Source organism: Brevibacterium sp. 91QC2O2 (assembly GCF_024580695.1).
GTDB classification, from domain to species: Bacteria; Actinomycetota; Actinomycetes; order Actinomycetales; family Brevibacteriaceae; genus Brevibacterium; species Brevibacterium moorei.
In genome coordinates, this window is sequence record NZ_JANIJY010000010.1 from 1 (window position 1) to 26,328 (window position 26,328).

A 26,328-nucleotide genomic window follows, 5' to 3' on the forward strand; every position below is an offset into this window, starting at 1 on the left:
CTCGGGCGTCGCACAGCCGAACATTGCGGCCTATGAGTCGGGGAGCCGACGGGCATCGCCACAGATGATCGAACGGCTGCGTCGCGCAGCCAAACCGTTGCCACATGAGGCGCTTGCCGCGCATGCCGCAGCACTTGAGAGCCTTGCCGGCAGATTCGGACTCAGCAATGTACGCGTGTTCGGATCGGCTTCCCGTGGTTCCGATCATCCGGGAAGCGACCTCGACCTATTGGTGACGCGTACCGGGGGCGTCGGCTTGCTCGGCCTTGCCTCATTCGCTGATGCGGCGAGCGAACTGCTCGGAGTCGAGGTCGATGTCGTCAGTGATGGTGGTCTTGCACCGGGCCACGAGATTCTCCGGACAGCGGTTGCCGTGTGATTGCGCGGGACGAGGCCGCTCTACGAGAGATTGTGCGTTTGTGCTCAGTCGGTGAAGCGCTGGCGGCGCGCGGCCATGATTGGTACGTCGGCGACGCGGAGAATGTCCCGGGTCTGGCCTCGGAGTCGGTGATCATCAAGATCGGTGAGAATGTGGCACGATTGAGCGCCGGGCTCGTGGAGGAGCATCCGCAGGTGCCCTGGTCGCCGATCAAGCGAATGCGAGATCGCCTCGCGCACCAATATGAGGAAACGGACTATGGGGCCGTCTGGGACACCCTCGTGGGTGATCTTCCGGTGATCAGGAACTACATCGTCACGGTGCTCGGGTCCTGACGGCAAGTGTTGCAGTGTGTCGGAACTTGGTCGAGTCCCGGTTCCCCGACGGCTCGGAACAGGGCGCTGCGGCGGGGCGATTCTGCACTGGGATCAGTGGCCGGGCCGACTGGATTCGGCCCGGCCCGCCACCCGACCGACTACGGGAACCGGCCCGCAGGCGATCGGGTGAAGGCGGACAAGAACGCTCCCCTTCCGCAAGCTCCCGGGCCGGGTGCTTTCCCGGCCCGGCTCCGGCGATATCAGGAGACCATAACAACGCGCCCGACGACGGTGCGCTCGGCCAGGCCCTGGAGGGTGTCGTTGACGGTCTGAGCTTCCAACGGTGCCTCGGTGATCGGCAGTTTCGGCAGCTCGGTGGAGTTGGCCAGATCCACCAGGGCGCGCAACTGGGGGAGGCTGCCGACGAAGTTGCCCTCGATCTTGAGCTGGTTGAGAGCCATCACCGTGGTGGGGAACGCCAACTGACCGCCGAACAGGCCGACGCTGACGAGCTTCCCGCCGATTCCCATAGCGCCCAGCGCCAGACTGGAGGTAGCGCCGTTGTTGACGAAGTCGATCGCCCCGGCCAACTTGCCGCCCCCGGCCGTCACGAGGTCGGTCACGGGGTCTGCGCCGGTGGTGAGCACCGTCGCGGTCGCGCCGGCCTTCCGTGCGTTCTCCAGTGAGGCCTCGTTGACGTCGGCGGCGACGATGTTCTTGTGTCCGCGTGCCGCCAGCAGGGCCACCGCGCTCAGTCCGACGCCGCCGGTGCCGACGACCGCGATCGGCCGGTCGACCTCCTCCGTCAGCACTTTGGAAACCGCAGCGTAGCCCGTCACACCCGAGCAGGCCAGTGTCGCGGCCCATGCCGGGTCCAGGTCACCCACCGGGATGAGGTAGCGCGAGTCCGGGACCCAGACCTCGCGGGCGAAACCGCCCTTGAGCGCGATCGAGAGGTTTCGCTTGGCCCCGATGCAGTAGTTCTCGTTGTCGTCGCGGCAGGGCTGGCACTCACCGCAGCCGATCCAGGGGTACACGATGTATTTCGTGTCTCCTGGCTCCACGCCGGCTTCGGGTCCGGCAGCTACGACCTCGCCGACGATCTCATGGCCGAGCACGAATGGATATTCGGCACCTGCGTCGGTGACGGGCATCTGGCCCGCGTCCCCTAAGTCGAAATAGCCTTCTGCGCAGTGGACGTCGGAGTGGCAGATACCCGAATGGGTTATCTTGACGAGGACCGACGCCCCCGTGAGCTCTGGCGTTGCGATTTCGATTTCCTCGGCGGGGGCGCCCGGCTCCGCGATTCCGAATACCTGCATGTGATCCTCCTTGATCGTGCACTGCATGGTTCGATGGTCCGCGCGCCGCAACCATGGTGGTATTGCGGGCTCGGCAAATTGCCGGCACGGATAAACAGCAGGCTATATCTCCTTTTAATCTGGACGCAAGCAGTGGCCCGGTATTGCCTGCAGGACTGGACGCGCATGTCGCCGGGGACATACGCGCAGACCTTATGTCATCCCGGCACCGGGTGAACATACTGGCGCTGCACTACGGCCTGGTCTACAACCCGGGGGAGGAGTGTGGACGGACCAAACACGATGAGTGGATACGCACCAGGGCCTAGCGTCGTGCCAGCCGTGCGATGACGGTGCGCGCTGCGATCATGACCACCACGGCACCGGCAACATAGGCCCACATCACCGGCGGAATCGCCGCGGAGTTGAAGAATGTCTGCAACACGGGAACATAGACGATCGCGATCATGATGAGGACGGCCAGACCAATCGCCAGCCAGAATATCCGATTGCTCAACTGGTAGCGCGTGAACACCCCGTGGGCGCTGCGCCGCTGGACGATCGCCGCCAGTTGGGCGCACAACACGGTCACATAGGTCACCGTTGCGGCCGCCTGCGCATCCTGTCCGGCCGCTGAACCTGCTGCCATGATTGGAATCCCCAGTGCGCGCCAGGCCAGCAGATATCCGCCGATCGCCAGGCATCCCATGACCAATCCGGACAGAGCCAGATCCAGCAGGGTCCAGCGGTTGAGAATGTGAGCGGACGGATCGCGGGGTTTCTCCTTGAGCGTCTCGTCTTCTTCGGGATCGGAGCCCAACGCTGCGATCGGCAGGATCTCGCCCAGCACGTCGATGGCCAGCAACAGCGTCACCGGGATGGGCAGAGGCACACCGAGGATGGCCAACAATGCCAGACCGACGCCATTGACGACGAACTCGGCCACGTTGGACGTCAGACACGACAGCACACCCTTGCGGATATTCGCGTAGATGCGCCGACCCTGCCGCACGGCGCCCACCAAGGATGAGAACGAATCGTCCAGCAGCACGATCTGGGCGGCGTCCTTGGCGACATCCGTCCCGCCCTTGCCCATCGCCACGCCGATGTCGGCTGCGCGTAGCGCTGGAGCATCGTTGATGCCGTCTCCGGTCACCGCCACGACGTGGCCCGCATTGCGCAGGAGGGTGACGATGCGCATCTTGTCTTCGGGATTCACCCTGCTGAACACGGTGCCGCCGGATTCGGCAGCCGTCAGTACCTCGGCGTCGGACATGGAGTGCAATCGATGGTCGGTGACGGTGCGCGGGACTCCGGTGCCGCTGAGGTGAGCCTGTTGGGCGATGGCAGCAGCGGTCAGCGCGGTGTCGCCGGTAATGACGTTGACCGCGATCCCCGCGCCGTGGGTGACGTCCATCGCCGCTGGGATGTCCTCGTGGAGGGGATCGATCATGGAGACCAAGCCCAACAGGGTCAGGTCACTTTCGATCGCCTCGGCGTCGCCACCGACTTCGCCCCGGTCCAGGGAACGGATCGCAAAAGCCAGATTGCGCAGGCCGCGGCCGGCCCGTTTGTCGACTTCGTGGAGGAACTGCGAGCGGTCGGCGGCGGTGATGTCGCGCACTGTGCCTGCGGGGCCGTCGACCAGAATGCGGGTACAGCGCTCCAGCACGGATGCCGGAGCGCCCTTGACATAGGCCACCGGCGAACCGTCCACGTCGCGCACGGACGTCATGCGCTTGCGCTCGGAGTCGAACGGCAGGTCCCGCAGTTGTTCGGTCGAGGCGCGCAGCTGTTGCGGATCGAGCCCGGCCTTCTCCGCCAGCGGGATCAGGCAGCCTTCGGTGGGATCGCCCAGCACATAGCGGTCCGGATGGTCATCGTCGGGTGGCAGGACCTCGGCGGTGGAGGCGAACACCCCGGTTGCGAGGAAGGCACCCAGGCCTTCGGCGAGGTCGACGGTGTGCCCGTGCTCGATGGCGGTAAGTGTGGCCCCCGTGTCGCCGCGGCGCAGAGCCCCATCCGCGCTGTATCCGGTACCGGTCACCTGGACGGTGACACCGCCGATCACAGCCTGGGTCACCGTCATCTGGTTCTTGGTCAGCGTACCGGTCTTGTCGGTGCAGATGACGCTGGTGCACCCGAGTGTCTCGACGGAGTTGAGCCGCTTGACCAGGACATTCTGCCTGGCCAGGACGGCCGAGGCCCCCGCCAGTGCCGTGCTCACCTCGGCCGGGAGCCCCTGTGGGATAAGGGCGGCGGCCAGACCAACGGCGAACAGCAGCGCATTGAGGAATGGCAGTGCCGTGGCCAGCGCTACCGCGAGGAGCACCGCGGTGATGCAGATAACGCCGATGCCCACCGTCTTCGTGATGGCCGCCATTTCCCTTTGCAGGGGACCCGGGCGTTCGCGCACGCCCGATGACAGGTCCGCGATCTTGCCCAGTTCCGTATCCGCAGCGGTTGCCGTGACGATGCCGGTGCCCTCGCCGGCCGCCACCAGTGTGCCGGCGAAGGCCATGGACTGGCGCTCGGCCAGTGGGGCCTCGGCGTGTGCGGGGTCCGTTGATTTCCTTGAGGACCCTGATTCGCCGGTGAGCGCGAATTCGCTGGTCGAAAGGCCGTCGACGCGGATGAGCCGGATGTCGGCGGGGATGGAATCGCCTTCCTGGACTTCGACGACATCGCCGACGACCAGGTCCGGTGTTGCGATCGTCTGGGTTTTGCCGTCGCGGACCACAGCGGTGCTGGGGTGAACCAGGCGCTGGAGGCTTTCCATGGTGCGTTGGGCGCGCAGCTCTTGGACGAATCCGATACCGGCGTTGGCCAGCACCAGTAGGACGAACACGATGGCCGTGGACAGCTCACCGGCGAACCCGACCACCACCGCGCTGATCAAGAGCATGATGACGACCATGTCGCGGAACTGTGCGAGCAGGATGGTGGGCCAGCCGCGCTGCTTTCCCGTCGCGATGCGATTGGGGCCGTCGGCGGCCAGGCGGCGTGCGGCCTCGTCGGAGGTGAGGCCGTTCGGGCCGGAGCCCAGATCACTCAGAACGGCTGTGGTGTCCTGTTGGTAGGCGGTAGAAGTAGTGGGGGTGCTCACGCGGCCAATCGTACTCCCGGCATGGCAAGCGCGGATTCACATCGTGTGCGGGAATATCCTCGCACGATGTGAATCCGCGCTTGCAATGGTGCTGGGCCGCATGCACGAGTGCCGGCCCGTCGACAGCAGAGGCTCAGCGGGCCCGGCTGTGGGAGCCACGGGACGAACGCTGCCCTCCGGCGCGCTGTCCGCTGCCACCTCGGCCCGAGCCGCCGCGGCTACCGGATCCCGCCGGGGCCCCGGTCTCGCTGGAGTACTTGAGTGCGCTGCCCGAACCACGGCGGGAACCGCCTCGGCTGCCGGAGGCATGACGGTTGCCAGAGCCGCTGCGGCTGCCGGAACCGCCCCGGCGGCCGGACGCATCGCCGGCTCCGCCTCGGGCCGAACCCCGCCTGTCATTGCGGCCGGCGCCGCCGCGTCCGCCGCCCGCGGTACCGCCCTGCTGACGACCCGAGGGCTTCCCGGACTGCTTGCGCGGCTGCTGCTTGGGCTGTGGCTCCGCCGGTTCCACATAGGGCGCAGTCTCTCCCACCAGGTCGGCGACCTGTTTGGACTCCGCCGTGACCCTGACGGGCTTGACCTTGACCTTGGCCTTGCGCAGCAACTGCTGGGTGTCATCGCGCTGCTCGGGCAGCATGACCGTGACGACGTCGCCCGAACTGCCGGCACGCGCGGTGCGCCCCGAGCGGTGCAGGTACGCCTTGTGTTCCGCCGGCGGGTCCACATGGACGACCAGTTCGATATCGTCCACGTGCACACCGCGTGCCGCGACGTCAGTGGCGACCAGGACCCGGACCGAGCCCTCGCTGAACGCCGCCAGATGCTTATCGCGCTGCGGCTGGGACAGGTCCCCGTGCAGATCCACGGCGGGCACGCCGCGCTTGGTCAGCTGCTTGGCCAGTCGCTTGGCCTGATGCTTGGTGCGGGTGAAGAGGATCCTGCGTCCCATGCCGGAGGCCAGGGCCCGGACCAGGTCGTTCTTATCCTCACGGTCGACCTCGAACACGTGGTGGGTCATCGCCGGCACGTGGGAATCGGGGGTGTCCACCGAATGCAGGACCGGGTCGTGCAGGAACTTCTTGACCAGCTTGTCGATTCCGTTGTCCAAGGTGGCGGAGAAAAACATCCGCTGGCCCTGGGCCGGGGTCTTCTTCAAAAGCCGGGTGACGGCGGGCAAGAAGCCCAAGTCCGCCATATGGTCGGCCTCGTCCAAGACGGTGACCTCGATGTCGTCCAGGGTCAGGACGTCCTGCTGGAGCAGATCCTCCAAACGCCCCGGGCAGGCCACGATGATGTCGACACCACGGTTGAGGGCGACAATCTGGCGGTGCGGTTTGACACCGCCGAAGATGGTGGTGGTGCGCATGCCGTAGGCCCCCGCCAGGGGGTTGATGACGGCATCGATCTGGGTGGCCAGTTCGCGGGTCGGCGCGAGGATGAGGCCGCGCGGGCGCTTGGCCAGATTGCGATTGCCGTCCTCGGCGGCCAGCTCGGCGACCATGGGAATGGAGAAGGCCAGGGTCTTGCCCGACCCGGTCTTGCCCCTGCCCAGGACGTTACGGCCGGACAGGGTGTCGGGCAGGGTGTCCTGCTGGATGGGGAAGGCCTGAGTCTTCCCATTGTTCCCGAGGACCTTGACCAGGGGAGTGGGAACTCCCAGTTCGGCGAAGGTGACGGGCGCAGTGGAGTTCGGTGAGGTAGCTATGGTGGAGCCTTTCTTCACGCCAGGGAGCCACACGGACGTGTGTTGTGCAGGGTGTGCACGCTGCCTGGTAAGGGGCGGGAGCACCGCTCGGTACTCTCGGTCGCCGCAAGGAAGGTGCTTCAGAATTGCAGTCGCGCACTGTGTCATCCGCACGGTGCCGAAGGCACCGGCTCCATGACGCAGGTCGATCCGCATGATGAGGCGTTCATACGACGCAGGGAACTCGAATTCGAGTGCCCAAGATCTACCACTCTACTCTTGTTCACCCCGAGTCGCCGAATGCACGGTTTCCGAATGTGTCACTTTGTTAGAGTCGCCAGATGGATACCGACCCACAAACACGCGTGGACACGGCCCAGGCAGCCGAACCCGTGGCGCGGCCCAACGATCCCAGCCTGCGTCCGCTGCGGACCGAGGACGCCGCCGACGTGGCCGCGGCTTTCGCCTCCAACCCGGATATGGCCAGGCAGGGCGAGGTGACGAACGCGGAAGAGGCGCTTCTTTACATCGAACGGTTGGTCGATCCGGCCCGGGCGCATCATCCCTGGGCGATCGTGGATCAGCACGGGGTGTTGGGACAGGTCTGCGTCGACGTCGATGCGCTCAACCGCAACGGTTGGTTCTGGTACTGGATGACCGACCGGTCCCGAGGCCGGGGGTGGGCTAAGCGGCTGCGGCCACGGTGGCCGATTGGGCACTGCAGGAGCTGGGACTTGAAAGACTGGAATTAGGCCACAGGGTCAACAATCCGGCGTCCGGAGCCGTCGCCCGGGCCGCCGGATTCGTCTATGAGGGGACCGAGCGGGGCAAGTTCCTGATAGACGGCCATCGAATCGACGTCCTCACATACGGTCGATTGCAGACGGACCCGGCACCGTGCTATTCGCCGCTCCGGTTCATCGAATGAACTGGGGCCGGTTGTAGCGCGTGTGCGCCGACGAACGACGCACCGCCAACGTGTCGTCAGGCCCAGTTCTCACCGATCTCATCGTGGAGCTGCTGGGTCTTGCGTACCTGTAGGAAACCGCGTTCGATCCTGGACTCGATCCCGACATCCTGGGCGATGGCGATGATGGCATCGCGCTGTTCCACATGGTCATCGGCATCGCCGCCGTCCCACAGCTCCAGCCACTGGTCAGTGGGATCGTCGCTGCCGGCGTCGGCCCAGACCGAGCAGATCAGGTCGAGTTCGTCCTGGGTCATGGGGCGGGTGGGAGCCGCATACATGGGAATCTCCTCAGGTCGGTGTGGTCGGACTGCGGCTATCCCAAGAAAGTGTATCCGCGTCCCGGCCACCACGACCTGAACGCGCGGTTCCCCGGCCTGCTCGTACTCATCGGGCACGATGATGAGGACTCCGCCCACAGTTGCGGTGGTAGTCTCCGCTGCATGTCGAGAATGCACGATGAAGTCTCCGCCCGGCGTCCCGACTGGACGCCGTACCCCGAAGACCTCTAACGGGCCCGGTCCTGGATGGACGCCGATGCGTTCTCTGCCTGGACGGACGGACAGCTGGGCTAATCGCCGTGGGGCCGGCGGCGGTTCTGCTTGACCTCGGAGCGGCGTTTCTTGGCCGCCAGCCTGCGCCGCTTCGAACCCCTGGTCGGTTTGGTCGCACGCCGCACCACCGGCGGGATGAGAGCCTGCCGGATCAGGTCGGCCAGGCGCGCGCGGGCAACCGTTCGGTTCTGCCGCTGCGCCCGCTGATCCTGCACCTCGACGGTCAGAACGGTCCCGGCCAGGCGGGTCGACAGCCGGGTCATGACGCGGGCCCGCTGCTCATCGTCGAGCGCCGAGGTCGTCGCCAGGTCGAGGCTCAGCTGGACCCGTGAATCGGCGGTATTGACACCCTGTCCGCCGGGTCCGGACGAATGAGTGAAACGTTCGAGCAGCTCGGCAGCGGGCACCACCAGACCGACGGGGGCGCCCGGCCCAGGCAGAATCCTCAAGTCCTCAGCCACAGGTAACCCGGTTCTGATCGTCTACCGTGGCCTCCGGCTGCGTGCCTGCCAGACCGTCTGTGTCGCCCCGCTCCACTGGTCCTAACCGCACATCACCCATAGGCAGAATGCTAATGGCATGGAATACTTGGACTCCACTATCCACTGCACGATGCCACGGTGGCGTAGGGCCGGTGTGGCCGAGGAGGAGCCATGACACGCTCGCTTGCAACCTATATCGCATTGCCTGGGACCACCGCGCAGGCAATGGAACACTGGCACGAGGTCTTCGGCGGTGAGCTGATGATCCTGCGCTACGGTGACACCTCACTCGAGGGAATGCCCTTCGAACCCGATCCCCAGGCCGTCGCCCATGCGACCCTGGACCTGCCGGGCGGCAGCATCGCCGGCGGCGACGCAATGGACACCGAGGGGGACTATCCGGTCCGGGACACCGCGTATTCGCTGCTGTACACGACCGACACCCCGGATGAGGCCCGGGAACTGATCGGCAAACTCGTCGCCGGGGGCGGGCAGGAGGGGATGGCATTCGAGCAGGCACCCTGGGGCGGCTGGTACGGACAGGTGTTCGACCGCTTCGGAGTCATGTGGGCCTTCTCCTGCGAATGACGGTGCGGGCGGATGCGGCCGTCCGGCCGGTTTGGAGTCGTATCGGGCCGCCAGACGTGTCCGACTCACGGCGTAGGGTGAATGGGGTACACCCATCAGCGAGAGCCGGGAGGCGAAGATGACAGACGAAAAGCGCGTGGTGATCCTGGGCGGACACGGCAAGGTCGCCCTACTGGCCGCACCCAGGCTGGTCTCGGCCGGGTACCGGGTCGACTCCGTGATCCGCAATCCGGCCCAGGCCACAGACGTGGAGGCAGCAGGCGGGAATCCCGTGGTGCTCGATATCGAAAACGCCTCGGTCGATCAGCTGGCCGAACTGTTCGCCGGGGCCGCGGCGATCGTGTTCTCCGCCGGTGCGGGCGGCGGTAGCCCGGCCCGCACGGAGGCCGTGGACCATGTGGCGGCCGTCCGGGCAATGGACGCGGCAGCTCAAGCGGGAGTCGAGCGATTCGTCATCGTGTCCTATGCGACGGTGGGCATCGATCTGGACCGGGTCGATCCGGCGGACTCCTTCTATCCGTACGTCGTGGCCAAGCACGCGGCGGACGCCCACCTGCGGGACACGGACCTGGACTACACGATCCTGGGGCCCGGCCTACTCACTCTGAGCCCGGCCACCGGATCGGTGACCATCGCGGACGCCAACGGCGATATCGCCGGGCGCAAGCCCACCCGCGAGGAGTCCGTGACGTCTCGCGATACCGTCGCCGCGGTTATCGCCCATGTGATCGCCACCGGCTCCGGTTCCAGGGCGACTGTCAACTTCTATGAGGGATCGACCCCGATCGCCGAGGCCATCGGCTGAGTCCTCGGCGGCCCCGTCCCCGGAGCAGGGTCCACGCCCGGTCCCGGAGCGGGTCCCCGGGGCTCCCGGTGGGGGAGCGCCGGGTCACCGCCACTGATCCATCGCGCCCCAGAACTCGTCGCGCAGTTCGTACCTGGCCCAGAACGGCACATCGTAGACGCCACTGGCATTGGCCAGGTCGTTGAGCAGCAGGCGGTCGAGTTCCGGGGGCACGGTGGGCTTGTCGTGCATGAGCTGGCGCACCTCGGTCTCGGTCGCGGTGTCCAACCAGACCTTGGCGGTCAGCCGGGCGACCTCCTGGATCTGCTCGAGCGGAATGGACCCGTGACCGCCGTGCTCGATCACACCACCGTCGGAGGAATACGCCAGCACGGAGGTCGGCGCCATCTGCGCGGCCTGTGCCGCCTTCGCCTGGGCCTGTGCCTGCCGTTCGGCGATCATCGCGGGGGTGGGCCGTTTGGCCAGGTCCTTGGGACTGGGCGATGACGGAGTCGAGCTGGTGGAATCGGGATCCAGCGCCGCCTCGAGTGCTTCGCCGGGTTCCTTATCGGCCAACCTGCGTTGGGCCCCCGTGGCGATCGTCTTCGGGTCGATCGTCAGCACGCCGTCGGACACCAGCGACAGGTTGTAGGCCACACCCAGGGCTCGTTCCACATTGTCCGGTTTGGGAATACCGATGACCTTGACCTGTAGACCCAGATCCTGAGCGTCCTCGACTGCCTCCGACAGGTCGTCGTCTCCCGATACGATATACGCGGTCTGCACCGTCCGATTGACGGCCATCGACACCAGATCAAGGCCCAGGCGCAGATCGACGCCCTTCTGCTCACCATAGGGGTTGATCCGCCCCATCCGCAGTTTCACACCCGGCAGCTGTCCGATGTGCTGCTGGTGATGGTCGGGGATCCCGTCCTTTGCACCGTCATACCATGTCACCCGCAGTAATTCGCCTCCGCAGTCGAAGTGCGCCTGCTCCACCAGCTTCTGAATCAAATACGATTCGTGGACCTTCACGGCCGCACGATTCGACGAACCGGTAATGTTCGTAGCCAACCCCGAGTAGAAATAACCTGCATCGACAAGAATCGCATATCTCATACTGTGATACTACGGGGCCAAGCTGGCAGCGGGGTGAAACGACCGGTTGCGGAACAGGGTTTCAGCCCTGCGCCGCACGGGTGTGCAGCCCGTCGAGTTCGCGCACCAGCCGGGACCTGCCCTCCTCATCGAAGAATCCGGTCCGCAGCTGTTCGTTCAACCCTCCGGGCGTTTCATGATCGCGCACGAGTTCGGCCATATCGCGGCTGGAATCCGACAGGGCCGGGGCCAATCCCGCGAAGGTAGCGCGGATGAAGGGCTCGGCCACCTGTGGGGGTACCCCCTGCTGAGCCGTCCAGACCGCCACCTGTCGGATGTACTCCAGGGCTCCGGTGACCGCCCCGGTGGCTGCGGAGAACACCGAGAGCTGGGCTTCATCGGCCACGACCAGGGCACCGCCGAGCAGATCGAACAGACCATTGGAGACAGGATGCTCGGGCCACACCACCGTCAGCCCTGCGCGGTGGGACACCGGTGGCATCGGAATCGCCCGGACCACCTCCACGCCACCGCCCGCGGCAGCCGCGACCTCGGCTGCCGAGACTCCGGCCAGCACACTGATGATGAGCGTGTCCGCACCGAAGTTCAGTTCGGCGATGGCCTCGTGCAGCTGGTCGGGCCGCACCGCCAGGACAATGGTTCCAGCGGCCTCGACGACCGCCTGGTTGTCGGCGGCCACGGACACCTGCGGATAGCGCTTGGCCAGCTCGGCCGAGGTCTCCCGCGACCTGGGGGAGAGTACGATCGCGGGCGCCCCCGGCCCTCCGGCCAGGCCCTCGACCATGGCCCGGGCGATCTCGCCCACGCCGATGAAGCCGATCGTGTCCCCGTCGCCCAGTGCCGTCTTCCGAGTCGTCATCCTGTCCTCCTGAGTCGTGTGTCCGATGTCGGGTTCCAGCCTAACGAACCGCGGGTGCCACCGGGGCGGATTCCGATCTGGGCTTGGAGTGTCCCAGCGCCTGGGCGACCAGCCGGGTCAGCGTCGTCAAGCCGTCCGTGGACAGCACGGACTCCAGATGCCCCTGGACCGAGGCGAAGCCCGGCCCGCGCAGTGCCGCGACCACCCCTGTCACCGGATCGGCCGCGACCTCGGCTCCCCCGGCGTGCAGGGTGCCGGGAGCAACCCGGGCCGCGAAGGTGTTGTAGAACCCGATTCGGGCGTCGGCGCCGAACACCGGCACACTCAGCTGTACGCCCTGATGCGGTTCGTCCAGGGCCCGCAGGTCCAGGCCGCACTCGAGCGCCAGCAGTTGATGGCTCAGGCACACCGCCAGCAGGGGCCGCCCTGCCGCCCGACGATGAACGATCAGCTGACGCATCTGCGCGATCCGCGGATCGGTCCGATTCCGCGGATCGCCGGGGCCGGGGCCTGCGACGAGCAGGTCGGCGGAGGTGATCCTGGCCTCGGTCACCGCATCCCAGGCGACGACCTCGACGTCCAACCCCAAATGGCGCAGCTGATGGGCCAACATGGTCGAGAACCGATCCTCGGCGTCGACCACCACCGCGGTGAAACCCGTGAAGGGCGCCCGCAGGGCCTTGCGCGTGCTCAGAGCTGGTTGACGTTGCAACCAGAAGGCCGCCAGTCGGGAATTCCGGGCGTGCAGCAGGGCCTCGACTTCGGTGCTGGAGAGTTCCCCGGGTGCCGTTGAGCCGGCGGGCGGAGCACTGGGTTCGGCCGAGGGGGCCGCCGTGGCTCCGATCGGCGCGGTCGCGATGTCCACGCCGATCGCGCGCAGCAGGCCGGAGACCTTCGCCGCCGTCTCCGCGGCCTCGCTCAGGGGATCGGAGTGCCGGACCAAGGTGGCCCCTGCGGAGACGCTCATCATGCCATCGCGCAGATATGCGGTGCGGATCAGGATTGGCGCATCCAGCTCATGGCCGCCGGCGGCCTCCGGGCTGAACAGGGCCGCAACCCCGGAATAGTAGCCACGGGGCGAGGTTTCGTAGCGGGCGATGACCGAGCAGGCGTTCTGCATCGGCGAGCCCGTCACCGTCGGGGCGAACATCGTCTGGCGCAGGACTCGGCGCGGATCTTCCTGCGAGGCGCCGCGCAGTACGTACTCGGTATGGGTCAGCCGGGACATCCGCTTGAGCCGGGGCCCGCTGATCCGCCCACCGGACGAACACACCTGAGACATCATCTTCATCTCCTCGTCGACGACCATGAACAGCTCCTCGGTCTCCTTCGTCGAGTTGAGGAATTCGGCGAAGGCCGCGGGGTCGGGTCGGCCGTTCACATGCCGGAACGTCCCGGAGATCGGGTTCATCGTCACCGCGCCGCCGCGGGCCACGACATGGGCCTCGGGGCTGGCGCCCACGGCCACCAGATCGCCCAGCACGATGGCGAAGGTCCAGTAGGCCCCGCGCTCGCGTTCCAATAGGGCACGGAACCAGGCGAGCGCAGTGGTCCTCGGGTCGGCGTCGACGCGCCCGGTGAAATCACGCCGGATGACGAAGTTCGCCCCTGCGCCGGTGCCGATCTCCCGGTCGATGACCTGCCGGGCGATCCGCGCGTACTCCTCATCCGATGTGGTGAAGCCCGCGTCGTGTACGCGCGGCAGCTGTTTGGGCAGGGCGTCCAGGGTCTGTGCCAGCGGCAGGCTTGAGTGCTCGTCGACCAGCAGACAGCGCAGGGGTGCGCCGTCGTCGAGTGCGGCGTATCCGCGCTCGCGGATCCGGTTGAACGGCACCATCGCCAGGACCTCGCGGGCGCTTCCCGCGTCATCGTGCAGGGGGATGTCGGCCAACTGCTGCACATCGGCGATGGTGCCGGTCAGGAGTTCGACGCCGTTGCCGCGGGAGATGAGGGCGAAGGGAGTGGTCGCGCTGCGCAGCGCCGTGATGCGCTGGAGGGGAGTGGGAGTGTCAGCGGGTGCGGGACTGGGGTTCAAGGGTGCCTCCGGGAGGTCGGGCTCCGTGGGCGATCCCCGAACGGGAAACGAAAAAGACCGCCACGACGGGGCGGTCTGGATTCGAGTACGCGAATGGGCCGCCGGTCAGGCGGGCCACCAGTTGTTCTGCAGAGTCTGTTTCGCGTGCACGGGACCAACATAGCACGCCCGCCGGTCCGGCCGCACGCCCTGCGGGCGTGGACTCAGCTCTGTCGCAGGGACCGGGTGCCGGCGCGGTCCACGTCATCGCGCAGCACGCCGGGCCAATAGGACACTCCCTCGGGCGAGCTGACGACCTCCAAGGTGGCGTGGGGGAGGACCTCGACCAGGGTTGCGGCGGTACTGACCGGGTGGCCGGGATCGTGGGTCCAGGCCAGAATCGTCACGGGAATGCCGATCGTGGCGATGAGCAGGGGAGCGGGTAGATCGGACAGTGCGGCTCCGCGCAGTGCCGAGGGCAGCAGTGTGGCGGGGATGTCCGGCGGGCTGGGCGGCTGTCCGACAGTGGCCGGGGGCGGCACCACGTCCCGATCGGCCGCCATGAATGGCGCAAGACCGCCGGCGGTGACGAGTTCGGCTGATTCGCGGTAGCGGCGGGCCTGTGGGACGCGGGTCTCCCAGGCGGTGGGCGGGAGCATGAGGGTCAGCCCGGAGAACCTGCCGGGATCGGCCAGGGCCGCGTGCAGCAGAGTGCCGGCGCCCATCGAGGGCCCGACCCCGTGGACGCGCTCGCCGGGGAAGACGGCGTCGAGTAGGGCGAGCAGGTCCTCGGCCAGGACCGACCAGCGGTAGTCGGCGGGCTCTGTGCGCCCGGTGGAGCGGCCATGGGCCCTGGCGTCGTAGCGCAATAAGCGGGTGCCGTTGAGTCCTCGCCCCAGGTCCAGTCCCATCAGCCTGTCGCGCGACCGGCTGGAGGTCAGGCCGTGCAATTGCACCACGGGGTGGCCGCCCTCATCGCTGATCTCGTAGTCGAGCTGGGCGCCGGGGACGGTGAACCTGGGCATGGGCTGCTCCTGGGGTGATGGGCTTGGGACTCGAATGCCTATATGTGACCTAGAATACATTTATGAGGCTGAGCAACATCACCTGGCTGCGTCTGCCGTTCGGCCGCGTGTTCGGCTACGACGTCAGTGTCTCCGAACCCGGCGAAGAGCTGCCGGTGTCCTTCGACCAGGCGCGCCATGTGGGCGAGGGGGATCGGCCCGGGTCGTGGATGGCCCTGAGCTTCACCCTGCCCGCACCCTGTGATCGCGCAGCACTGGCCGCCGCCTGGCTCAAGGTCATCGCCAGGCACGGGACCCTGCGCTCGGTCTTCACCCCGGGCCCCGACGGCCCGGAATTGCACCGGGTTCAGGTGGGTCCCGGGGGCTGGGCGGAACACCCCGTGGGACCCGGGCAGGCCGTCAACGAGGCGCTGGGCCGGGTGTTCGACGACTATTGCCGGCCCTACAGCCGACCCTCCCACCGGCTGTGCGTGGTGGAGACCGCCACAGCGCCGACCGTGGTCATCGCGGCCGATCATGCGCATGTGGACATGTGGTCGATGCTCGTCATCGTCCGCGACCTGCTGACGGCGCTGTCTGCGACCGAGGCCGCGCGCGGGTTCGGGGAACCGGGGGACGTCGTGCGGCCGCGGGGCGCACTGCCCGAGGAGTTCGCCGCGCACACCAGGGCACTGGCGCAGCGCCGGCCCGCCCCGGCCGGGGTCCGCCGCCGGTGGGCGCAGATCCTGCACGCCGGCGGCGATGCGATGCCGACCTTCCCCCTGCCGTTGGACGCGGCACAGCCGGGCCCCGAACGTGTCGAGGTGCGCGATGTGCTCGACCGGGAGCAGGCCGCCGCCCTCTCGGAAAGGGCCCGTGCCGAGGGCGTGTCCACCCTGGCCCTGGTCATCGCGGCCATGGCGCAGGTGACGCGGGAGCTGGCGGACAGGCCGTTGCGCGCGGTGTTCCCGGTGCACAGCCGCTATGAGGAGCGCTGGCACGACTCGGTGGGCTGGTTCATCACGAATTCCGTCATCGAGGTGCCGGGAACCGACCCCCTTTCGGCAGCCGCCGCGCTGAAAGAGGCGATCGGCCTGGGCTCGCATCCGCTGGCGGAGGTCCTGGCGCCGTTCGGCGGCATGCCCCGGACTCCGGAGATGTTCGCCATCAGCTGGCTCGACCTGCGCCGGTTGCCCGTGCGGATCGACTCGGTGGGACTGGACGCCCAGTATGTCAGTGCCAGGGTCTCGACCGACGGCGTCATGCTGTGGTTCATCGTCGACGACCAGGGGCTGCACCTGCGCTGCCGGTACCCGGACACACTGCGAGCCAGGCACCATGTGGGCACCTGGCTCGATCGAGTGGTTGAGGAACTGCGAACGCTCAGCGCACGCCCTGCATCAGCTTGAGGATGGGCCGGCGGAAGATGAACAGCAGGATGCCCACGATCACGGAGATACCGCCGATCACAAGGAAGTACGGGACCTCGGCGTCGGCGGAGTAGAAACCGGCCAGGGAGCCCGAAGCAGCAGAGCCCAGCGCGACCGACAGGAAGAACAGGGCGACCATCTGCGAATGGAAGGCCTGCGGGGCCAGCTTGGTGGCCAGGGACTGGCCCACTGGCGACAGGCACAGTTCGGCCATGGTGAACAGGAAGTACACGAGCACCATGACGAGCATCGGCACGGAGTTCGCGCCGCCGCCGGCCAGCGGGATGAACACGAAGAACGCGATGCCCATGACGATCGTGCCGATCGAGAACTTCACCGGGGTGCTGGGCTGCTTGTCGCCGAGCTTGGTCCACATGGCGGCGAAGGCGGCGGCGAAGACGATGATGAAGAACGGGTTGATCGACTGGACGATCGACGGCGGCAACACGATCCCGAACAGATTCCGGTCCAGGCGCTGATCGGCGTAGATTGCCAGCACGGTGAACTGCTGCTGGAACAGCGACCAGAACACTGCCGAACCGATGAACAGCGGGATGAAACCGAACACGCGGCTGCGCTCGATCGCGGTGATCTTCTTGCTCGCCGCGATCACGCAGAACAGGACGACGGCGGCCACGATCGTCACGACCACCACCACATTGGCCAGGTTTCCCGCGTTGAGCCAGCCCAGCCCTGCGGCTACGGCGACGATGGCGATCGCGACCACGGCGATCACAATCCACTTCAGCGCCTCGGCCCGGCTCAGGGGGCTGGTGGGGTGCGAGCTGGATTCGGTCCGGGTGTGGCGGCGCATCGCGAGGTACTGGACCAGGCCGACGGCCATCAGCACGGCGGCCAGGCCGAAGCCCCAGTGGAAGCCCTTCCAGCCCCACAGGGCCGAGGTGGCCAGCGGTCCGATCAGCCCGCCGATGTTCACACCCATGTAGTAGATGGAGAAGGCCGCGTCGCGCCGGTTGTCCTTCAGGTCGTAGAGGTCGCCCAGAGTGGTCGAGGTCGATACCTTGAGGGAACCCGATCCCAGAGCGATGCACACCAGGCCGATGCCCAGGCCCAAGCCGCCGGGCAGCAGCGACAGGGACAGGTGGCCGATCATGACGATGACGGCGGCGGATACGACGGTCTTCTCAGCACCGAGCACACGGTCGGCGATCCAGCCGCCGAGGACGGAGGAGAGGTAGACCAGGCCGCCGTAGGCGCCCACGATGGAAGTGGCGACGGCTTCGGACATGCCGAGGCCGCCGTCGGTCGTCGCATAGTAGATGTAGTAGGCGAGCAGCCCTTGCATGCCGTAGAAGCTGAAACGCTCCCACATTTCTACGCCGGCGAGGTTCGCAAGCCCCCAGGGGTGGCCGAAGAATCCCTTGCGCGACGTCCGCTCCGCGGATGCGGTCGAAGACATTATTTCTCTTTCATGTGGGTTTCATACTGTTCCGGGCACAATGCCAAGGCGAAACCCTACCACTGTCCACATGGTGGGCAATGCACCGGGGTGGATGACTATTCACGGTGGGGTGCGCTCAAGTCGTGCTCAAACTGCGATCGCAGCCACCCCTGACATGGAAGAACCCCGCGTGACCAGTGGTCGCGCGGGGTTCTGTGCGAGCGGGCGACGGGAATCGAACCCGCGTATCGAGCTTGGGAAGCTAGCGCTCTACCATTGAGCTACGCCCGCAACATGTTTTACTCTACACCGGTCGGTGCCGGATTTCCCAATCGAGCCGAAACCCGGCGCGCAGTCGGCCTGGGAGCCATGTTGGGAGCCATGCCTTGGGACTATCGGTAGGTGCGGTTGACGTAGTCGACGACACTTGCACCGCCTGCTACCGCCACGATGGGCAGACCGTAGATGATCCAGGCGAAATCGGCATATCCGAAGAAGCCCAGATCGTTGGCGGTGTCGAAGATCCACGCGAGCCCGGCCGTTGCGAGGACCGCGACCAGGGACGAGCAGATCCACTGCAGCATCGGCCGGGCCCGGCACAATAGGACCGCGGTGCAGGCGGCGAGGAAGGCGGGGATGAGGACGAAATAGGCGGCCCGGCCGAAAGCGATGGGAACGGGCAGTCCGTTGCGGTGTTCGAGGACAGCCCATGACACGCCGATCACCAGGAACCAGCTCGCGCCGGAAATCGACCAGAAGACGGCATTGCGCATGCTCACCTCCCGGGTCCGAGCGGAACGTTTCTGGATACGTACTTCAGGTTACGTCACAAAACACTGGAGGGGTACTCGAATCAGCCCGGTGATTCCGAATCCGCTACGGAATCCTGTGCCGAATCATCCCAAACCCGCAGCCATTTCTCCGCCAGGGATTCCACATTCTCATGCGCATTGAGCCCACTGGGCTGCGGCACGACCCACAGCCGGACGCTTCGGGGCCAGCCGGGAACCAGCGCAGGGTCCTGGAGTCCCAGCACGGCCCGCGGCAGATCGAAGGCCTGCCGGAACGCGGTGATGCCGGCGATGGCCACGCTGCGCGGTCGCAGCTCGGGGAGCCGGTTGATCAGGCTGCGCGCCCCGGCCCGTAGCTCATCGCGGGTCAGTTCGGATGCCTTGGCGCTGGCCCGGCCGACCAGATTCGTGATCCCGACCCCGCGCGCCAGCAGATCCTCGGCGTCGGAGTCGAGGAGTCCCGCCGCGGCGTCGACCCTGCGGCGGGTCAGGCCGGCGGCGTGGAGGGAGGGCCAGAAACGATTGCCCGGGTGCGCGAAGGGGGCGTTGACCGCTGCGGTCCACAGGCCCGGATTGACTCCCACGATGAGCATCCGCAGTGGGCACCCGGGATCGGGGAGGAGGTCGTCGACCGCGGGGGAGTCGACTGTGGCGAAGGCCGCCAGCTCAGCGCGCCGGGGCCTGCGACCGCCCAGGGGAGAGGGTCTTCGCATGCGCATGGGACCAGGATAGTTCGACGCATGACAGTGCAGTAGGACTGTGTGACAATCGGAACATGAACGAGTCGAGCATTCATGACGACATCTCACAGCTGGTCGAACGTGAACACGAACTGCGCGCCGAGCTGCAACGCAAGGAGATCTCCTCGCAAGAGGAGATGCAGGAGCTCAAGGGCATCGAGGTCCAGCTGGACCGGTGCTGGGACCTCCTGCGGCGGCGCCAGGCGCTGCGCGCTGCCGGTGAGAACCCGGACCTGGCCCGGGAACGTCCCGCAGACCAGGTCGAGGGTTATCTGGACTGAGTAGACGATTGTGGGCCCGGCACCTGCAACGGTGCCGGGCCCACAATCACAACCTGTCTCAGGCCTGCTGGGGTTCGACCGGGGGCAACGCCGACCAGGGGAAGACGATCCACTCATCGGTGCGCTTCCACACATAGTCGGGCAGGACGACCGAGGCGGACTTCGCATAGATGACGGCGGACTTGACGTCGGCACCGTGGCTGCGCAGCAGGTCCAGTACCAGGGCCAGGGTGCGGCCGGAATCGGCGACGTCGTCGACGACCAGAAGTTTCTTCCCGGCGATCGATTCGGTGTCCAGCAGGGGTGCGAGCAGGACGGGATCGGGCAGGGTCTCGTGGACATCGGTGTAGAACTCGACGTTGATCGCATCGGAGAGCTTCACACCGAGGTTGTACGACAGGGCGCCCGCCGGCAACAGGCCGCCCCTGGCCACGGCGATGATGATGTCGGGGGTGTATCCGGAGTCGACGATCTGCTGTGCGAGTTCACGCGAACCCGTGCCGAACGTCTCCCACGTTAGGATTTCCTTGGTGTCGAGGTCCGATGAATCTGCGTAATAGGCCACGTGTTCCTCCCGATTGGGCTGATGAAAAGGGTATGCCCTCCAGGGTAGTGCACCGGTGCGGGCAGTGCGCGCCGGAATCTCAGCCGCGGGGGCGCCATGTGCTGACAATCACCGAGGCGGTGATCACCTCGGGTACCTGCGCGGCCGTGAGCGTGGCCGGATCCAGATGCCTGGCCGAGGGCGTCATCGCCACCAGGGCGCGGGCCTGGTCCAGATCGGGATGGATATCGAATTCCACGGTGGTGCTGTGGGTCTCTGTGAAGTCAGAGTCGAAAGCCCTGTGCAGGCGGGCCTCCTTGGCCGGATCGATGTGGACCATATCGACGACTTCGGCGCGTAACTGGCGCAGGTGCTGCGCGGTCGGCCGGGCGATGACGACCCCGCCGGTAGGCCCCAGCACACGTCGGAACTCAGCCGGATTGCGCGGGGAGAAGACATCGAGGACGACATCGGCGCAGGCCTTCGCCAGAGGGAAGGGACGGTACACGTCCCAGGAGCCGACCGCAGCCCGCGGGTGGGCGTGCGCGGCCAGGCGCAGGCCGCGCACGCCCGTATCGAATCCGAAACCGGTGGCCGGTGGGATCCGTTCGAGGGCTTTGGCCAGATAGTAGCCGGTGCCGCACCCGGCCTCGACGATGAAGGGATCGGCAGCCGGTCCGATGACGGCCGCGGCCTGGGCTGCGACCTCGGCTGCCAGCGGAGCGTAGGCTCCCGATGCCAGGAACGCATCGCGGGCGAGCGCCATCGCGGCATCGTCTCCGCTGGTGGCCTTGAAGCCGGAGAGCAGGCCGAAATACCCCTGCCGGGCGATGTTGAAACTATGGCCGGCAGGGCAGCGCAGATCGTGTTCGGCCGCTTGCAGCGGTTCCGCGCAGACCGGGCAGCGCAGCCTTGCCAGCACTCGTTCGCGGGTAGTGGGCGCCGCAGTGGAAGACGGGGCATTCGCCGGACGGGATCTCTGATCGGGGTGCACAGGTGCAGTGTAGTCGCCCCGGACCGGGCAATGAGCGTCCGGCGGGCTAGCCTGGAGGTGTGATGAGCTTACACACTCAGACGGTCCCCGGCGGGCCGGGCCGCATGGTGTTCCTGCACGGGTTGATGGGCCGTGGCAAGAACTTCACCCGGATCGCCAAGGACCTCTCCGATGACTACACCTCGCTGTTGGTCGATCTGCCCGATCACGGCCAATCTCCGTGGAGTAAGACCTTCGACTACTTCCGCATGGCAGATACCGCAGCCGCGGCGATTCGTTCCTGGCTGGCAGCGGAACCGCAGGGTCCGGGCACGGTCGTGCTGGTGGGTCATTCGATGGGTGGCAAGGTCGCGATGGAGCTGGCCCTGCGGCACCAGGATCTGATCTCGCACCTGATAGTGGTCGACATCTCTCCGGTGCGCGCTTCGGGAAGTGAGGACTTCGACAAGTTGCTGGGTGCGCTGGAGGCCATCGACCTGGACCGGTTGGAAAGTCGGGCGCAGGCCGATGAGCAGCTGCGTGGCCCCGTCCCGCAGCTGGCCACCCGCGGTTTCCTCCTGCAGAATCTGCGGCCGAGCCGTGACGACACCGGCGCGGTCAGGTTCGCCTGGCAGCCGAACCTGGCCCTGCTGCATGCCTCCCTCGATCGTCTGGCGGACTTCCCCGATCCGCACACCGGGCCGTATCCGGGGCCGGTGCTGTGGATCAAGGGCGAGCGCAGCTCGTACGTCTTGCCCGCCTACACCGCGGAGATGAGACGGTATTTCCCGCGCTGCACCAAGATCACGATCAAGGGCGCCGGACACTGGGTGCATGCGGAGAAGCCGGCGGAGTTCGTCTCCGCCGTGCGCGCGTTCCTGGACCGCAGCACGGATCGGTGATGCAGTCCCGTGGCACTGCCCGATGACCCGACGCGACGCCCGGCGCGCACCGGAAGGAATAGTTCATTATCGTTGAACGCTGAAGTGGAAGCCGGATACCCGGCTGACAAAGCCCTGCACTAGGAGGAAGCATCGTGGGCACCATTCCCGCAGACACCTCGGATCCCAAGTTCGCCGAATACGCCCACCCCGAACGGCTCGTGACCACCGAATGGGTGGCAGAGCACAAGGACGACCCCGGTGTCGTCCTGGTCGAAAGCGACGAGGACGTGCTGCTGTACGAGACCGGGCACATCCCCGGCGCGGTGAAGATCGACTGGCACACCGAACTCAACGACCCCGTGACCCGCGACTACGTCGACGGCACAGGGTTCGCCGCCCTAATGAGTGCCAAGGGCATCTCCCGCGATGACACAATCGTCGTCTATGGGGACAAGACGAACTGGTGGGCCGCTTACGCCCTGTGGGTCTTCACCCTGTTCGGCCACGCAGATGTCAGGCTCATGGACGGCGGCCGGAAGAAGTGGGAGGCCGAGGGCCGCGAATTGACCCGGGCCAAACCACAGATCACCGCAACGGACTATCCCGTCGTCGCCCGCGACGACGCCGCCATCCGGGCCTTCCTGCCCGAGGTCCGCGCGGCCATCGGCAATACTCCGTTGATCGATGTGCGCAGCCCAGACGAGTATTCGGGCAAGCGCACGCATATGCCGGACTATCCGGAGGAGGGCGCGCTGCGCGGTGGGCACATCCCCACCGCCAAGTCCGTGCCATGGGCCAAGGCGGTTGCCGAGGACGGAACGTATAAGTCCCGTGCAGAACTCGAAGACCTGTACCTGCGCGATCTGGGGTACACGACCGACGATGACATCATCGCCTACTGCCGGATCGGCGAGCGCTCCAGCCACACCTGGTTCGCACTGAACCATCTGCTGGGATTCGCCCATGTGAAGAACTACGACGGTTCGTGGACCGAATGGGGCAATGCGGTGGGCGTGCCCATCGTGCGCGGAGAACAGCCGGGTGAGGCGAAATGAGCGAGCAGGAGTCGCTGCCAGGCGGGCTGCAGGAGATCGCCGAGGACTTCGCCGCAACGCCGGCCGCACAGCGGTTGGAACTGCTGCTGGAGTTCTCCGATGAACTGCCGGAGCTGCCGCAGCGTTTGCAGGACGATCCCGACCTGCTCGAGCCAGTGCCCGAATGCCAGTCGCCGATCTTTGTGCTGGTCGAGGTGGAACCCGGGGCCGAGGCCGGTGGAGGCACCGTGCACCTGTTCTTCTCCGCGCCGCCTGAGGCGCCCACCACGCGCGGCTTCGCCGGCATCCTGTCCGAGGGATTGGACGGCCATTCGGTGGCCGAGGTCCTGCGGGTGCCCGCCGATATGCCGCTGCGCCTGTCGATCACCGACCTGGTCAGCCCGCTGCGGCTGAACGGCATGAGCGGGATGCTGGCGCGCATTCAACGCCAGGTGCGCGAAAAGGCCTGAGACCTGGCAGTAGTTCCCCTCCGACCGGTCCGTGGACGATGTCCGCGGGCCGGTTTTCCTATGTCTAAAAATAGAACAACCGCTCATATATTGAGATCAATATAACGGGAAGATAACGATTCATCCCTCTTATGGTGTCGGGAAAATACTGTCCTTGGGTATATACCTACTGATCTCCAGCAGGTTCGCCTGCCGGAAAACTCGATTTGCGCAGGTCTGGTCGAGGGCTAGCGTGAAAAAGGTCGGTCAACAGGCCGACTTGTGAGAATCGAGGAGGGGTACATGTCATCGGTGAAGCTGGGGAGACCCACGGCCGCCGTGAAGACGGAAACCGAATCGCGCACCATGGACAACGCGCCGTGGAGCCGCCTGCACACCCTGGCGGTGTTCTGCACACTGGGCGGAACGTTCCTGGACGGGTACATTCTGGGCATCGTCGGAGGGGCCATCCCGCCGGCCACCGAGGAACTGGGGCTGTCGCTGCTGTCGCAGGGCCTGATCGGCGCCAGCGCGTTGATCGGCATCTTCATCGGAGGCCTGTTCTTCGGCCGTCTGGCCGACCGCTTCGGTCGTAAGACGGTGTTCCAGTGGAACCTCGTCGCCTTCGTCGTCCTCTCTCTGCTCCAACTGGTGGCGGTCTCGCAATGGGACCTGGTGGGATACCGCCTGCTGCTCGGCGTCGCGATCGGCGTCGAATACGCTGTGGGTGCAGCGCTGCTGTCCGAATTCGTTCCCGCGAAGAACCGCTCCTTCATGTTGGGGGCGCTCAACGCAGTCTGGTTCGTCGGCTTCGTGCCGGCTACCCTGATCTCCCTGCACTTCTCCGGGAGCAACTGGCGGATCATCCTGGCGACCAGCGCGATCCCGGCGATCATCGTCGCCCTGCTGCGCATGGGCCTGCCCGAGTCGCCGAAGTGGCTGGTGTCCCAGGGCCGTGATGAACAGGCCAGGGAGATCCTCGACAAGCACTGGCCCGCCGGCACCGAGCTGCCTCCGACCGAACGCGTCGAACACAGCCACTTCCGCGAACTGTTCAGCCCCAAGTACCTTGCGCACACCATCTACGCCTCGCTGTTCTGGATCTGCCAGGTGGCCCCGGTATTCGCGATCCTGACGTTCATCGCCCCGGTGCTCACCCAGGTGGGCATCCCCGAGGGCGATGCCCGTGACCTCATCATGAACCTGTTCGAATTGGCCGGCGCGATCGCCTTCATCTGGATCCTGGCCGCCAGCCGACGTCGCACCCTGGTGATCTGGACCTTCGCCGTCGTTGCGGCCGGTCTGGCCGTCATCGGCCTGTTCCCGCATGCGCCGGTCGTCCTGCTGGCCGGAGTCATAGGCGTGGTGCTCTTCGTCTCAGCCGGCAGCAACAACCTCCAGTTCGTCTACCCATCGGAGATGTTCCCCACCAAGATGCGGTCGTCCGGAGTGGGCTTCGCCGCATCGATGAGTCGGCTGGGGGCGGCGACCGCAACCTACGTCATGCCGCTGTGCATGGCGGGCCTGGGAGTCAACGGAACGCTGTTGATCCTGGCGGCCTTCCCCGCGGTGGGCTTCGTGCTCTCCATCTTCCTCGCGCCGGAGACCTCCGGTACCGAGATCCGCTAAGCGGACCCGGCCCGCACCAGCCGGGCAATGCCCGTCCAGCAGGCCAGAAGGAATGCGCCCCAGACGAGGCCGGTGAGCAAGGAGAAGCCCGTCTCCGTCAACCAGCCCAGGACGGGTCCCAGGAAGCCGGTGGCCTGTGCCACGAGCCCGGCGAGGTGCTCGACGCCGTGGTAGACCACCGGCCAGCCCACGTCGGATGTTCCCTTGAGCAGGATGTGGCCTCCCACCCACAGCATGGCGAAGGTGCCCACGACCGACAGGAGCGTCAGCAGTCTGGGCATGCCCCAGAGCAGGAATCCACCGCAGGCCCGGCCCGCGGGTGTGCGACCCCTGCGATACATGAGTACGCCCACATCGTCCATTTTCACGATCACGGCCACCACCCCGTAGACCAGGGCGGTGAGGATGAGGGCGACGATGACAAGGGTGGTGAAGCGGTCCCAGAACGCTTGTCCCGCAACCTCGGAGAGGCTGATGACCATGATCTCCGTGGACAGGATGAAATCGGTGGTCACCGCCTGACGCACCATCGCCCGTTCCGCCTCGGGCCCGCGCAGGGCCACCGGAGGCGGAACGGGCGATGCGGCTCCGGCGGCACCGTCGGAGCCCGGGCGCAGCCAGTGCCAGACCTTCTCGGCGCCCTCGAAGCACAGATAGCTCCCGCCGATCATCAGCAGCGGGGTGAGCACCCAGGGTGCGAACTGGCTGAGCAGCAGCGCCGCCGGCAGGATGATGAGGATCTTGTTGATCGCACTGCCCAGCGCGATCCGGCCGATCACGGGCAGTTCGCGCGAGGGCTTGATGCCCTCGACGAACTGCGGGGCCACAGCCGCGTCGTCGACGACGACCCCGGTCGTCTTCAGGCTGGTGGACACCGCCGCATCGGCCAGGGGGCGCACGTGTGCGGCGCTCATCTTCGTCAGGGTCGCGATATCGTCCAGCAGCGCGAACAAGCCTCCGCTCATGGCCCTCCTCCGGTTCGGCTCACGGGATACCGGCCAAGTATATGGCGT

The 26,328-nt window shown here is 66.6% G+C and carries 26 protein-coding genes and 1 tRNA gene; 11 read left to right on the forward strand and 16 right to left on the reverse strand.

The window, feature by feature from the left end; translation table 11 throughout:
* Together NQ036_RS08960 and NQ036_RS08965 are read left to right on the forward strand one after the other, a co-directional pair.
* Positions 1–379, forward strand: a 379-nt coding sequence (locus tag NQ036_RS08960) for a nucleotidyltransferase family protein (RefSeq protein ID WP_257047134.1), incomplete at its 5' end; no start/stop codon positions are given.
* A gap of 32 nt (positions 380–411) precedes the next feature.
* Positions 412–714, forward strand: coding sequence for a HepT-like ribonuclease domain-containing protein (locus NQ036_RS08965; protein ID WP_257058485.1), 303 nt, complete (start codon positions 412–414; stop codon positions 712–714).
* 242 nt (positions 715–956) lie between these two features.
* Here the strand turns inward: NQ036_RS08965 and NQ036_RS08970 are convergent, their stop codons facing one another.
* The 3 genes from NQ036_RS08970 to NQ036_RS08980 all read right to left on the reverse strand — a co-directional run bounded on the left by NQ036_RS08970 (position 957) and on the right by NQ036_RS08980 (position 6,826).
* Positions 957–2,018: an alcohol dehydrogenase gene (locus NQ036_RS08970; protein ID WP_257047136.1), complete on the reverse strand. Its 1,062-nt coding sequence runs from the start codon at positions 2,016–2,018 to the stop codon at positions 957–959.
* A 304-nt stretch (positions 2,019–2,322) separates the two neighbouring features.
* A complete protein-coding gene (locus NQ036_RS08975) occupies positions 2,323–5,103 on the reverse strand; it encodes a cation-transporting P-type ATPase (RefSeq protein WP_257058421.1) in 2,781 nt (926 codons plus the stop codon).
* A gap of 133 nt (positions 5,104–5,236) precedes the next feature.
* A complete protein-coding gene (locus tag NQ036_RS08980; protein ID WP_257047138.1) occupies positions 5,237–6,826 on the reverse strand; it encodes a DEAD/DEAH box helicase in 1,590 nt (529 codons plus the stop codon).
* 302 nt (positions 6,827–7,128) lie between these two features.
* Between NQ036_RS08980 and NQ036_RS08985 the strand changes: the two genes are divergently transcribed.
* Positions 7,129–7,539, forward strand: coding sequence for a GNAT family N-acetyltransferase (locus tag NQ036_RS08985; protein ID WP_257047139.1), 411 nt, complete (start codon positions 7,129–7,131; stop codon positions 7,537–7,539).
* A gap of 232 nt (positions 7,540–7,771) precedes the next feature.
* On the opposite strand, the gene NQ036_RS08990 is transcribed toward NQ036_RS08985, so the two are convergent.
* Together NQ036_RS08990 and arfB are read right to left on the reverse strand one after the other, a co-directional pair.
* Positions 7,772–8,035: a hypothetical protein gene (locus tag NQ036_RS08990; protein WP_257047140.1), complete on the reverse strand. Its 264-nt coding sequence runs from the start codon at positions 8,033–8,035 to the stop codon at positions 7,772–7,774.
* Between the two features lie 290 nt (positions 8,036–8,325).
* Positions 8,326–8,757 (reverse strand): alternative ribosome rescue aminoacyl-tRNA hydrolase ArfB, encoded by a 432-nt coding sequence (gene arfB / locus NQ036_RS08995; protein WP_257058424.1) that lies wholly within the window; start codon positions 8,755–8,757, stop codon positions 8,326–8,328.
* A 204-nt stretch (positions 8,758–8,961) separates the two neighbouring features.
* Between arfB and NQ036_RS09000 the strand changes: the two genes are divergently transcribed.
* Positions 8,962–9,378 carry a VOC family protein gene (locus NQ036_RS09000; protein ID WP_257047142.1) on the forward strand — a complete coding sequence of 139 codons (417 nt, stop codon included), beginning with the start codon at positions 8,962–8,964 and terminating at the stop codon, positions 9,376–9,378.
* A 118-nt stretch (positions 9,379–9,496) separates the two neighbouring features.
* Positions 9,497–10,183 (forward strand): NAD(P)H-binding protein, encoded by a 687-nt coding sequence (locus tag NQ036_RS09005; protein ID WP_257047143.1) that lies wholly within the window; start codon positions 9,497–9,499, stop codon positions 10,181–10,183.
* Between the two features lie 84 nt (positions 10,184–10,267).
* Here NQ036_RS09005 and NQ036_RS09010 read toward each other — a convergent pair whose 3' ends face one another.
* From NQ036_RS09010 to NQ036_RS09025, 4 genes are all read right to left on the reverse strand, one after another.
* Positions 10,268–11,281 (reverse strand): NYN domain-containing protein, encoded by a 1,014-nt coding sequence (locus NQ036_RS09010; protein ID WP_257047144.1) that lies wholly within the window; start codon positions 11,279–11,281, stop codon positions 10,268–10,270.
* Positions 11,282–11,342: 61 nt separating this feature from the next.
* Positions 11,343–12,140 (reverse strand): NAD(P)-binding domain-containing protein, encoded by a 798-nt coding sequence (locus NQ036_RS09015; protein WP_257047145.1) that lies wholly within the window; start codon positions 12,138–12,140, stop codon positions 11,343–11,345.
* A gap of 40 nt (positions 12,141–12,180) precedes the next feature.
* On the reverse strand, positions 12,181–14,175 hold the full coding sequence (locus tag NQ036_RS09020; RefSeq protein WP_373566584.1) for an anthranilate synthase family protein: 1,995 nt from the start codon (positions 14,173–14,175) through the stop codon (positions 12,181–12,183).
* A 203-nt stretch (positions 14,176–14,378) separates the two neighbouring features.
* Entirely contained in the window at positions 14,379–15,179 is an 801-nt protein-coding gene (locus tag NQ036_RS09025) for an alpha/beta fold hydrolase (RefSeq protein ID WP_257047146.1), read from the reverse strand.
* 62 nt (positions 15,180–15,241) lie between these two features.
* On the opposite strand from NQ036_RS09025, the gene NQ036_RS09030 reads away from it, so the two are divergent.
* Entirely contained in the window at positions 15,242–16,567 is a 1,326-nt protein-coding gene (locus NQ036_RS09030) for a peptide synthetase (RefSeq protein WP_257047147.1), read from the forward strand.
* Here NQ036_RS09030 and NQ036_RS09035 read toward each other — a convergent pair.
* From NQ036_RS09035 to NQ036_RS09050, 4 genes are all read right to left on the reverse strand, one after another.
* Positions 16,542–18,008, reverse strand: coding sequence for a peptide MFS transporter (locus NQ036_RS09035; protein ID WP_257047148.1), 1,467 nt, complete (start codon positions 18,006–18,008; stop codon positions 16,542–16,544). The two genes, NQ036_RS09030 and NQ036_RS09035, sit on opposite strands and share 26 nt — an antisense overlap.
* 202 nt (positions 18,009–18,210) lie before the next feature.
* Positions 18,211–18,281, reverse strand: a tRNA-Gly gene (locus NQ036_RS09040).
* A gap of 101 nt (positions 18,282–18,382) precedes the next feature.
* Positions 18,383–18,769, reverse strand: coding sequence for a hypothetical protein (locus NQ036_RS09045; RefSeq protein WP_257047149.1), 387 nt, complete (start codon positions 18,767–18,769; stop codon positions 18,383–18,385).
* Positions 18,770–18,843: 74 nt separating this feature from the next.
* Positions 18,844–19,500: a mismatch-specific DNA-glycosylase gene (locus NQ036_RS09050; protein WP_257047150.1), complete on the reverse strand. Its 657-nt coding sequence runs from the start codon at positions 19,498–19,500 to the stop codon at positions 18,844–18,846.
* Between the two features lie 56 nt (positions 19,501–19,556).
* Between NQ036_RS09050 and NQ036_RS09055 the strand changes: the two genes are divergently transcribed.
* A complete protein-coding gene (locus NQ036_RS09055; protein WP_257047151.1) occupies positions 19,557–19,802 on the forward strand; it encodes a DUF2630 family protein in 246 nt (81 codons plus the stop codon).
* Between the two features lie 58 nt (positions 19,803–19,860).
* Here the strand turns inward: NQ036_RS09055 and NQ036_RS09060 are convergent, their stop codons facing one another.
* Both NQ036_RS09060 and NQ036_RS09065 read right to left on the reverse strand, forming a co-directional pair.
* Positions 19,861–20,367 carry a phosphoribosyltransferase gene (locus tag NQ036_RS09060; protein WP_257047152.1) on the reverse strand — a complete coding sequence of 169 codons (507 nt, stop codon included), beginning with the start codon at positions 20,365–20,367 and terminating at the stop codon, positions 19,861–19,863.
* 79 nt (positions 20,368–20,446) lie between these two features.
* Entirely contained in the window at positions 20,447–21,340 is an 894-nt protein-coding gene (locus NQ036_RS09065) for a putative RNA methyltransferase (protein WP_257058426.1), read from the reverse strand.
* A 62-nt stretch (positions 21,341–21,402) separates the two neighbouring features.
* On the opposite strand from NQ036_RS09065, the gene NQ036_RS09070 reads away from it, so the two are divergent.
* The 4 genes from NQ036_RS09070 to NQ036_RS09085 all read left to right on the forward strand — a co-directional run bounded on the left by NQ036_RS09070 (position 21,403) and on the right by NQ036_RS09085 (position 25,315).
* Positions 21,403–22,221, forward strand: a complete 819-nt coding sequence (locus tag NQ036_RS09070) for an alpha/beta fold hydrolase (protein ID WP_257047154.1) — start codon at positions 21,403–21,405, stop codon at positions 22,219–22,221.
* Positions 22,222–22,352: 131 nt separating this feature from the next.
* Entirely contained in the window at positions 22,353–23,258 is a 906-nt protein-coding gene (locus NQ036_RS09075; RefSeq protein WP_257047323.1) for a sulfurtransferase, read from the forward strand.
* Complete coding sequence (locus NQ036_RS09080) at positions 23,255–23,707, forward strand: SufE family protein (protein ID WP_257047155.1); 453 nt, start codon at positions 23,255–23,257, stop codon at positions 23,705–23,707. The genes NQ036_RS09075 and NQ036_RS09080 overlap by 4 nt, the downstream gene beginning before the upstream one ends.
* A 282-nt stretch (positions 23,708–23,989) precedes the next feature.
* Positions 23,990–25,315 (forward strand): MFS transporter, encoded by a 1,326-nt coding sequence (locus tag NQ036_RS09085; RefSeq protein WP_257047156.1) that lies wholly within the window; start codon positions 23,990–23,992, stop codon positions 25,313–25,315.
* On the opposite strand, the gene NQ036_RS09090 is transcribed toward NQ036_RS09085, so the two are convergent.
* Positions 25,312–26,280: a DUF808 domain-containing protein gene (locus tag NQ036_RS09090; protein ID WP_257047158.1), complete on the reverse strand. Its 969-nt coding sequence runs from the start codon at positions 26,278–26,280 to the stop codon at positions 25,312–25,314. The two genes, NQ036_RS09085 and NQ036_RS09090, sit on opposite strands and share 4 nt — an antisense overlap.
* Between the last annotated feature and the right edge of the window lie 48 nt (positions 26,281–26,328).

Coding starts and splice junctions, on each gene's coding strand:
- NQ036_RS09080 (WP_257047155.1), top strand. CDS start 23,255: ATGAGCGAGCAGGAGTCGCTGCCAGGCGGGCTGCAGGAGATCGCCGAG.
- NQ036_RS08970 (WP_257047136.1), bottom strand. CDS start 2,018: ATGCAGGTATTCGGAATCGCGGAGCCGGGCGCCCCCGCCGAGGAAATC.
- NQ036_RS09030 (WP_257047147.1), top strand. CDS start 15,242: ATGAGGCTGAGCAACATCACCTGGCTGCGTCTGCCGTTCGGCCGCGTG.
- NQ036_RS09010 (WP_257047144.1), bottom strand. CDS start 11,281: ATGAGATATGCGATTCTTGTCGATGCAGGTTATTTCTACTCGGGGTTG.
- NQ036_RS09070 (WP_257047154.1), top strand. CDS start 21,403: ATGAGCTTACACACTCAGACGGTCCCCGGCGGGCCGGGCCGCATGGTG.
- NQ036_RS09050 (WP_257047150.1), bottom strand. CDS start 19,500: ATGCGCATGCGAAGACCCTCTCCCCTGGGCGGTCGCAGGCCCCGGCGC.
- NQ036_RS09015 (WP_257047145.1), bottom strand. CDS start 12,140: ATGACGACTCGGAAGACGGCACTGGGCGACGGGGACACGATCGGCTTC.
- NQ036_RS08985 (WP_257047139.1), top strand. CDS start 7,129: ATGGATACCGACCCACAAACACGCGTGGACACGGCCCAGGCAGCCGAA.
- NQ036_RS09025 (WP_257047146.1), bottom strand. CDS start 15,179: ATGCCCAGGTTCACCGTCCCCGGCGCCCAGCTCGACTACGAGATCAGC.
- NQ036_RS09000 (WP_257047142.1), top strand. CDS start 8,962: ATGACACGCTCGCTTGCAACCTATATCGCATTGCCTGGGACCACCGCG.
- NQ036_RS09005 (WP_257047143.1), top strand. CDS start 9,497: ATGACAGACGAAAAGCGCGTGGTGATCCTGGGCGGACACGGCAAGGTC.
- NQ036_RS09090 (WP_257047158.1), bottom strand. CDS start 26,280: ATGAGCGGAGGCTTGTTCGCGCTGCTGGACGATATCGCGACCCTGACG.
- NQ036_RS09035 (WP_257047148.1), bottom strand. CDS start 18,008: ATGTCTTCGACCGCATCCGCGGAGCGGACGTCGCGCAAGGGATTCTTC.
- NQ036_RS09055 (WP_257047151.1), top strand. CDS start 19,557: ATGAACGAGTCGAGCATTCATGACGACATCTCACAGCTGGTCGAACGT.
- NQ036_RS08990 (WP_257047140.1), bottom strand. CDS start 8,035: ATGTATGCGGCTCCCACCCGCCCCATGACCCAGGACGAACTCGACCTG.
- NQ036_RS09085 (WP_257047156.1), top strand. CDS start 23,990: ATGTCATCGGTGAAGCTGGGGAGACCCACGGCCGCCGTGAAGACGGAA.